The organism is Propionivibrio sp., assembly GCF_049316945.1.
In the GTDB taxonomy this organism is placed as follows: domain Bacteria; phylum Pseudomonadota; class Gammaproteobacteria; order Burkholderiales; family Rhodocyclaceae; genus Propionivibrio.
This window is the reverse complement of the sequence record NZ_JBMOJE010000165.1, coordinates 1-8,309: the sequence shown is the minus strand read 5'-3', so window position 1 is coordinate 8,309 and position 8,309 is coordinate 1. Positions and strand designations below refer to the sequence as shown.

General features: G+C 56.3%; 8 protein-coding genes. All 8 read left to right on the top strand.

Annotation, left to right across the window (positions count from 1 at the left end):
- Positions 1 to 293: 293 nt before the first annotated feature.
- The 8 genes from ACOYNV_RS23550 to ACOYNV_RS23515 all read left to right on the top strand — a co-directional run bounded on the left by ACOYNV_RS23550 (position 294) and on the right by ACOYNV_RS23515 (position 8,042).
- Positions 294 to 2,465, top strand: a complete 2,172-nt coding sequence (locus ACOYNV_RS23550; RefSeq protein ID WP_422902246.1) for a flagellin — start codon at positions 294 to 296, stop codon at positions 2,463 to 2,465.
- A 114-nt stretch (positions 2,466 to 2,579) separates the two neighbouring features.
- The gene (locus ACOYNV_RS23545; protein ID WP_422902245.1) at positions 2,580 to 3,005 is read left to right on the top strand and encodes a flagellar protein FlaG; all 426 of its coding nucleotides are present in this window, start codon (positions 2,580 to 2,582) and stop codon (positions 3,003 to 3,005) included.
- 36 nt (positions 3,006 to 3,041) lie between these two features.
- On the top strand, positions 3,042 to 5,084 hold the full coding sequence (gene fliD / locus ACOYNV_RS23540; protein ID WP_422902244.1) for a flagellar filament capping protein FliD: 2,043 nt from the start codon (positions 3,042 to 3,044) through the stop codon (positions 5,082 to 5,084).
- 23 nt (positions 5,085 to 5,107) lie between these two features.
- Entirely contained in the window at positions 5,108 to 5,521 is a 414-nt protein-coding gene (gene fliS / locus ACOYNV_RS23535; protein ID WP_422902243.1) for a flagellar export chaperone FliS, read from the top strand.
- Positions 5,522 to 5,524: 3 nt separating this feature from the next.
- Positions 5,525 to 5,821, top strand: coding sequence for a flagellar protein FliT (locus tag ACOYNV_RS23530; protein ID WP_422902242.1), 297 nt, complete (start codon positions 5,525 to 5,527; stop codon positions 5,819 to 5,821).
- 9 nt (positions 5,822 to 5,830) lie between these two features.
- Positions 5,831 to 7,132 carry a flagellar hook-length control protein FliK gene (locus tag ACOYNV_RS23525; protein WP_422902241.1) on the top strand — a complete coding sequence of 434 codons (1,302 nt, stop codon included), beginning with the start codon at positions 5,831 to 5,833 and terminating at the stop codon, positions 7,130 to 7,132.
- A gap of 95 nt (positions 7,133 to 7,227) precedes the next feature.
- Positions 7,228 to 7,560 carry an EscU/YscU/HrcU family type III secretion system export apparatus switch protein gene (locus tag ACOYNV_RS23520; protein ID WP_422902240.1) on the top strand — a complete coding sequence of 111 codons (333 nt, stop codon included), beginning with the start codon at positions 7,228 to 7,230 and terminating at the stop codon, positions 7,558 to 7,560.
- A 290-nt stretch (positions 7,561 to 7,850) separates the two neighbouring features.
- Positions 7,851 to 8,042 carry a nucleotidyltransferase domain-containing protein gene (locus ACOYNV_RS23515; protein WP_422902239.1) on the top strand — a complete coding sequence of 64 codons (192 nt, stop codon included), beginning with the start codon at positions 7,851 to 7,853 and terminating at the stop codon, positions 8,040 to 8,042.
- The last annotated feature ends 267 nt before the right edge of the window (positions 8,043 to 8,309 follow it).

The window sequence follows — 8,309 nt, the reverse complement described above, 5'->3', positions numbered from 1 at the left end:
GAGCTCAGCTTGCTGGGCGATTACGGTCGGGCCGAATCAACCCATCGCGCAGAAAATCCGACCGAAGGAAGTGCTGTGCGGCGCGCTTAAAAAGCCCAGGCCAAGGTTTCGCACACGATAAACCAGCGCGCTTCTTTGTGGGCCGGACTTCAGTCCGGCCCACAGGAAATAGGAAAAATACTCCTCAAGTTTCCTGCGCGGCGCCCGTAAATGGCTACAAGGGCAGCAGTCTTGGCCCGGGCAAAACCGCCAGACGGCTGGCAATTGAAGGCAAACCAGATCAGGAGATCATCATGTCAACATCCGTTGTCAACACAAACGTATCATCAATCAATGCGCAAAAGAACCTGGCCAAATCGTCAAGCGGCTTGACCACGGCGCTGCAACGACTTTCTTCCGGCCTGCGCATCAACAGCGCAAAAGACGACGCGGCGGGCATGTCCATTTCCAGCCGGATGAGCGCGCAGCTCACCGGCAACACGCAGGCCGCACGTAACGCCAACGACGCTATTTCACTGACGCAAACGGCTGAATCCGGTTTAAGTTCCATCTCCACCAGCCTGCAACGTATCCGTGAGTTGACTGTTCAATCGGCCAACAGCACCAACACCGGCATCGACCGGGAAGCCATGCAGGCCGAAGTGAGTCAATTGCTGGCTGACATCCAGACTGTCTCGACGAATACCGCATTCAACGGCAGGGCACTGCTCGATGGCTCGCTGACCAATCAGCAGTTCCAGGTCGGCGCCAATGCCGGCCAGACCATCTCCGTCTCGATTAATAGCGCCAGCACAAAAGCGCTCGGCAGCAGCGCAACCGCCGCGATAACCACGGCACAAAATGCAGGAAACACTGGCACTGGCCTGACAGAAGGTGCTTTCGCCCTTAATGGAACCTTGATCGGCCCTTCCGAAGCCGCCAAGGATACTGCTTCTACGGCACTTCAAGCTAACAGTTCAATTGCCAGAGCCGCCGCGGTCAATGCAAAGTCGACACTGAGCGGTGTCACCGCCACCATCAATGCGACGGAAGTCGCAGGTAGCAGCATGACTGCAGCGGCTTTGTCGGGATCGATAACTATTAATAATGTAGCAATCTCTTTAAATACAACAACCAATACTGCATCTACACGCGCTTCGGTGGTTACTGCCATCAACGCCAAAAAGGATCAAACCGGCGTGACCGCAGTTGATACCGGAACGGACAAGGGCGGAATCCAACTAGTTGCAGCAGATGGGCGCAACATTATCACGACCTTGACTGACGTAACTTCAGGCAGCACCGGCCTTGTTGGAACGTCTAATAATACCGGATCCATTACGCTCAACTCAGATAAAGCCATTACCATCACCTCGAATAAGAATGGTGCTGCTGGGCAAGGTGGCATCAAAGATTCCGGACTGACGGTAGGCACTTTTAGCAATCAAACCGCTTATGCTTCCAGCACCTCGTATGTTGCTCCGACAACCAATGGCGCTTTGGCATTCGCCGCCGGTGATTTCACGATCAATGGCGCGCAGACAGCTGCTTCGCTAGCCACATCTGACTCGGCATCGTACTCATACACGACCAGTGGAGGAATTGACTCGAAATCTGCCAGTGGTATTTCGAAGGCGGCCGCCATTAACTCTCTGACAAATCAAACAGGTGTTAGTGCGAAAGTGCAAGCAACAGTTGTTCAAGGCGACACCGCCATGGGGACGGCCACCTCTGGGACAGGCACACTGAATATCAACGGTGTGACAACAGCGCTCGCCGTGGGAGCTGTCTCAAATGCAGCTAATCGTGCATCAACGGTCATTGCGATCAATAATATCACCGGACAAACCGGGGTGGTTGCGACAGACACCCTCGATGACGCGCAGGGGGTCACCCTCAGTGCTGCGGATGGACGAAACATTACAGTATTCGCGGATTGGGGATCGGGTGTGACAGCCAAACTAACTGCTCACAACACAGGTCTTGGTGGCTTAGTTACGCTTGCTGCTTCTGGTGCTGTTACTGCTGGCGAAAAAGATACAGGAACAATGATCAGCTCCATCACGCTATCTTCAGCCACTGCCTTCACCATTGGAGCAGGTTCATCGACGACCGCTACTACAAACGCACTGAACCTGAAAGTAGGCACCTACGGCGCCGGTCGCAGCGGCATGGAGCTGAGCAAGGTGGATATTTCAACGGTAGACGGTGCCAACAAGGCCTTGACCGCCATTGACAACGCGCTGGCCTCGGTTACCTCGTCGAGCGCAAACATGGGTGCTATCCAAAACCGTTTTGCCTCGGTAGTATCCAATTTGGCATCCACCAATGAAAACCTTGCGGCCTCACGCAGCCGTATTATGGACGCTGACTTTGCGACAGAAACAGCCGCACTGACCCGTGGCCAGATTCTGCAACAAGCCGGTACGGCGATGCTGGCGCAAGCCAACTCGCTGCCGCAAGGCGTATTATCTCTGCTGAAGTAACCGTAAGTGGCCGGGCAGCCTGATACGCTGACTGTTCGGCCTACTATAAAATGCAGGGCGCGCTCGCGGCAACGCCAGCGCGCCTCTTATCCGTTAAAGGCCCTGGGAACGACAATGAATATCCAACCTCTTGGCAGTAACGCTACCACTGGCTTCCTTGTGCCGCGTCAGAGCAAGGCAACGGAAAGCGCCAGCCCCCCATCCACATCCACATCGGCGACGACCGATTCGGCACCGGCCACAGCCGATTCGGCTCCGGCCGAGGCCGCTAATGTTACCAAACTGGCCCTGCAGCCAACGTCAGACGTGCCACCTGGCCGTGAGGTGCTGGACAAAGCGGTTAAAGCGGTCAATGATTTTGTCAACGGGGTCACTAATGACCTTGTATTCAGCGTCGATGAGGATTCCGGCAAGACCATTGTTAAGGTCATCGATGTCGCGACCAAAGAGGTGATCAAGCAGTATCCCTCAGAAGAAATGCTGGCCATCGCCAAGGCTCTGGATAGCCTCAAAGGTTTACTGGTACACCAAAAGGCGTAAACTCACGCCTGTTCAATCGTAATAACGGGAGGCATTATGGCCACCATATCTTCACTAGGCACCGGTTCCGGACTCGAACTGAACACCCTGCTGACCAGTCTGATGACAGCCGAGCAGGCACCCATGCTGGAGTTAAAGAAAAAAGAAGCGTCGTCGCTGGCGCGCATTTCCTCGTTAGGCTCGCTCAAAAGCGCACTTTCAGCGCTGCAGACCGCAGCATATTCGATGTCGCCAGGCACCTCAAAGGCCACTGTGGCCGATGCTGCCATCGCCAATGCCACAGCGGACAGCACATCTACCACAGCCTCCTACAGCCTGACGGTCAGCAAACTGGCAAAGGCGCAAACGCTGGGATCAGAGTTCTTTGCCTTGGCCACCACGCCGCTCGCTGCCAGCGGCACGCTCAAGATTGAGTTTGGTCAATACACATCAGCGCCGGACTTCACACCACCTTTCCCCCCCCGCGAACTCTATGTCACTATTGAAGCATCAGCCACGCTCACCGATATTAAAAATGCGATTAACGAAAACCCGGCGAATGTAACGAACCATGAAGTAACCGCCTCTATCGTCACGGTAGCCGGTAGCTCGCAATTGGTGCTGACCAGCCAAAAAACCGGCACCGCCAGTGTAATGCGACTTTCCGGTCTGACGGGTGCCGACGCTACAAAATTCAATTTCAATCCGGAGGCACCCGTCGTCGGCACGCTAGCGGAATCCGCCGCCGCCTCGAACGCTGCATTTACGCTCAATGGGGTTGCTGGAAGCGGTACGAGCAACACTCTTACCAGCCTTATCCAGGGCGTCACACTCAATCTGACCAAAGAAACGGCTACGCCAACTACCATCAATGTTAACAATGACGTCATCAGCAAATTCATCACGCAAAAAGCAACGGTGGCCGATTCCACGATAGCCTCTGCCACGGCCGAACCCGGCGCTGCCGCATCCTCTTATAGCCTGACAGTCACCAACCTGGCACAGGCGCACCGCCTGGTGACGCCAGGCTATGGCACAGGCAGCAGCGCCAGCACGACGATCGGCACAGGCAGTTTGAAGATTGAATTTGGCACAATCGCTGGCGCGGCGTACGCTGCGGACGCGGCGCGCACCAAAACGATCACCATTGATAGCAGCAATAACACCTTGGGCGGACTGCGTGACGCGATCAACGCCTCGGGTGCCGACATGACCGCTTCCATCGTTGTCGGCTCGGCAGGTGCCCAATTGGTGCTCACTGGCAAGCAGACGGGTTCATCCAGCGTCATGCAGTTGTCTGGCCTCGCGGAATTTGACTACACCCCGACCGGCTCTACTACTGATACCCTTTTGGAAACTGCCGGTGGCCAACAGGCCAAGGACGCAGTCTTTACCATTAACGGGATTGCCGGCAGCAGCAAAAGCAATACGGTTACTGGCATGATCGAAGGCGTAACGCTGAACCTGACCAAAGAGACGACTACGCCAACCACGTTTACGGTCAGCAATGACAATACGACGAAGCTGACAGCGGCACTGACCAGTTTTGTCTCCGCTTATAACAGTGCGGCCACAACCATGAGCACCCTGGGTGCCTATAATATAACGACGAAAGTAGCCGGTGCCCTGCAAGGAAACAGCACCTTGCGTAATGCGCAGAGCATGGTGCGCAACCAGTTGTTCAACATTACCGGTGGGGGGAACTCGGCTTACCAGCGCCTTTCCGACATCGGCGTATCGGTCGGCAAAGATGGCACGCTCTCGCTGGACACGACCAAGTTGAATAGCGCAATCAGTGCCGACTTTTCGAGCGTGGCGAGAATGGTTTCAAAAGCCGGATCGGCATTCCAGACCACCTATACCGCCTTGGCTGGCACAAACGGCACCATCACATCGGCAATCAGCGGGGCGAACAGCCTGATCGCGAATAACACTAAAGATCAAGCACGGCTTACGTTACGACTGAACGCCATCGAAACACGCTATCGCGCACAATTTACCTCGCTTGATACACTGATCGCCGGCATGAAGAGCACCAGCACTTACTTGACAACACAACTAACCGGCCTGGCAAATCTTAATGCCGCGCTCAGTAAGTAATCAATAATTTCAGGATAACTACCATGTTTGGCATGAGCCGCAGCCCCGTCGCCAGTTATGCGCAAGTCAGCACCGATATCGCCGTTGAAACGGCGGATCCGCACCGTCTGATTCTTATGCTTTTCGACGGCGCACGCACGGCCATCTGGATGGCGCGGGCGCACATGGAGCGAAAAGAAATCGCCCAAAAAGGCGCCGCCATTTCAAAGGCTATCGATATCATCGACAATGGTCTGCGGGCGAGCCTGGATGTCAAAGCCGGTGGAGAACTGGCGGAGCGCCTGGCCTCGCTTTATGAATACATCAGCCGTCGCCTGCTCTGGGCCAACCTCAAGAACAACCTGGCGGCCCTTGATGAGGCCAACCAGCTCTTGGGCGAATTGCAGTCGGCCTGGGCCTTGATCGCCCCAACGCCCGGTTCGCAGGCCGCCGCGTAAACCATGGAGATTGAACGCCAGTATCTGGCCGTGCTCGATTTGACTCATCAAATGTTTTTAGCGACAAACGCACAAGATTGGGATGAGCTGACCAGGCTTGAATTACAAAGAACGCAGATGGTTGCGGCCTTGCCGACGATATCATCAAAATCACCTTTGATTGATCCCGCTTTGGCACGCCGCATCGCCGAGATCATCGTGGAAATCGAGCGCGAAAATACTGACATTGTCGAGCAAGTTCAAGTCTGGCAGAAACATGTAAAGATTCTGCTGCGCCTGGATAAGCCGGCCACTGTTTAAGCGCCTGCGATGATCCCCGCCGACGTCGCCAGTCGCCTGCAGGTTTCCGCTGACACGTCGTTGCGCCCGGTTGCGCCGGCGCAGGAAATCTCCGACAAACTCTCCGGTCTGGTAGCAGGCCAGAAGGTGATGGCAGAAATTCAGGGCATGATGCCCAATGGCACTTACCGGGCGATGATCAACCAGCGCAGTATCACCCTGGCCTTGCCTTTTTCGGCCAAAAGTGGCGATGCGCTCGAGCTGCAAGTTACCGAATCGGATGGCAAGCTGGCGCTGGCTGTTCTCTCCCGCCCGGGGGGGGAAGGCGGCAAGCCGATGGCCGATTCATCCCCGGCCACGCTGAGCCGTACCGGGCAATTGATCAGCTCGCTTTTTTCGGGTGCAAAAGAGGCCAAGGGTGGCCCGACTGCGCTGCCGCTCAATGGCAACCAGCCGATCGTCGGTACCCCGCCGAGCAGCGCGCAGGACTTGCTGCCACTGCTTAAACAGGCGATCACGCAGAGCGGCATGTTTTACGAATCGCATCAGGCGGAATGGGTCCAGGGGCGTTTTGCAAAGGCGGCGCTGTTGCAGGAGCCACAGGGGAAGCTGTCGTTACCTTCGGCGTTCAATATGCCGGCCTCCCTTGCTGCACCAGCTTCACCTGCTACAGCCGCTACAGCCGCTACAGCCGCTACACCGGCCGCCACTCTGGTCGATGAGCCGGCCAATGCAGCACTCCTGAAATTAACAACTCCGGCAGGCTCTGGTGAGCAAGCCATCAAGGCGAGCACGGTGACGGTGACAGTGCCGAATGGCGAGCCGACGCTTGCTCCTCGCTTTGCCGCTGACGTAGCGCAAACACAGAGCACCGGCACCGATGCCGGCAAGCCGGTTTCCACCCAGACGCCAGGCCAGTTGGTGGCCCCGCAAGCGCAGCCTATCGTCCAGCAGCAACTGGAGGCCTTGGCGACGCAAAATTTTTCCTGGCAAGGGCAGGTTTGGCCAGGACAGGAAATGCGCTGGGAGATTGACGAAAATGCCGCTCGTGATACGCAGGAAGGTGACGAAAGCGCCCCGAAGTGGTCGACGCGACTTCACTTGACGCTGCCGAACTTGGGCGAAGTCGATGCGCAGATCAGGCTGCAAGGCAACCAGATCACCTTGGCGATGACCGCCGGCAGTGCCGAAACACGGACCTTGATGCGCACCTCGGGCGTCGCGCTGCGCAGCCAGTTTGATGAAGCCGGTCTGTCGCTGGCCTCGATGGGCGTTGGCGCGGCGAGCGAAAGCACTGACGGGCATGACTTTGAAAGTCGCCCAAAATCATGAAAGTCCTGCCCGTTTCCCGCTCCCTCTCCCCCAGCCCCTCTCCCACAAGTGGGCGAGGGGAGATTCGAGAGTCGCTTTCGCGACCTTCACGCTAGATGGCCAAGCCGGATCATGATCCACTGAAGAGCGCCGTCGCCCTGGCCTACAGCCAGACCCAGACCGACGCGTCGCCGCGCGTGGTGGCCAAAGGGCGCGGCGTGATCGCCCAGCAGATCATTTCGCGTGCCCGTGAAAACGGCGTTTATGTGCACGAATCGCCGGAACTGGTATCGCTGCTGATGCAGATCGACCTCGATCAGCGCATCCCCCCGCAGCTTTATATCGCCGTTGCAGAGTTGCTGGCCTGGCTCTATCGGCTCGAAAGCGGGCAACCGGTGAGTGACACGCCGATTTTATCGAAGCTGCCGGAAGTGCTGGAGAAGCGCTGATTTTCAGCAGCTGGTGCTGACCTGATCTACGGCAATCCCTGGAGAGCCAATGAATACGCCACTCTTCAGACATCTTCCTGAACCGCTGTCGGGTGACGCGATAAAACCGGATAACAGCATCTGCAACGGCTCAAACCGTTACGTTTTCGTATTGATCCCGACACGAGTATGGGCTTAGAATGGATCTCTGACTCCAAGTCGGTGCCCATTTTGCCCAAGAAGAAATTACCTCAACAAAGAGCCTCTTGGCGCCACCCTCCCACGGCGGCTGGAATACGCTGAGTTTAAAAATGCCCTCCATTGATCACACTACAGAAATTGCTGTACGTCGCTTTATTGGTTTAGTGCCTGTTCGATTTGGTGTTAACAGCGCCATACTCTTCGGGAGTCGAGCACGGGGGACGCATGACCAAGACAGTGATGCTGACCTGGCCATTAGGACAATAGGGGACAGACTCCAATTAATCGACCAAGCCCGGTAGGGTGCGCAAATTCTTTTCTTTGCGCACGCGGAATCCTGTCGTGCCGACGTGCTTGATTCGCCTGGTGGTGCGCAACGCGTTGCGTTTCACACCCTACAAACCCCCGTGGGCAAATGGCGGTGATGTCTGCACTCTTTTGTAGGAGTTGGTGCGGCACGACCGTAATCGCTCAGCCCCGGACAATAGGGGACAGACTCCAATTAATCGACCAGGACAATAGGGGACAGACTCCAATTAATCGACCAAGCCCGGTAGGGTGCGCAAATT

Excerpts from the sequence above, each read along its gene's own strand:
- ACOYNV_RS23550 (WP_422902246.1), top strand. The coding sequence starts at position 294 with ATGTCAACATCCGTTGTCAACACAAACGTATCATCAATCAATGCGCAA.
- ACOYNV_RS23545 (WP_422902245.1), top strand. The coding sequence starts at position 2,580 with ATGAATATCCAACCTCTTGGCAGTAACGCTACCACTGGCTTCCTTGTG.
- fliD (WP_422902244.1), top strand. The coding sequence starts at position 3,042 with ATGGCCACCATATCTTCACTAGGCACCGGTTCCGGACTCGAACTGAAC.
- fliS (WP_422902243.1), top strand. The coding sequence starts at position 5,108 with ATGTTTGGCATGAGCCGCAGCCCCGTCGCCAGTTATGCGCAAGTCAGC.
- ACOYNV_RS23530 (WP_422902242.1), top strand. The coding sequence starts at position 5,525 with ATGGAGATTGAACGCCAGTATCTGGCCGTGCTCGATTTGACTCATCAA.
- ACOYNV_RS23525 (WP_422902241.1), top strand. The coding sequence starts at position 5,831 with ATGATCCCCGCCGACGTCGCCAGTCGCCTGCAGGTTTCCGCTGACACG.
- ACOYNV_RS23520 (WP_422902240.1), top strand. The coding sequence starts at position 7,228 with ATGGCCAAGCCGGATCATGATCCACTGAAGAGCGCCGTCGCCCTGGCC.
- ACOYNV_RS23515 (WP_422902239.1), top strand. The coding sequence starts at position 7,851 with ATGCCCTCCATTGATCACACTACAGAAATTGCTGTACGTCGCTTTATT.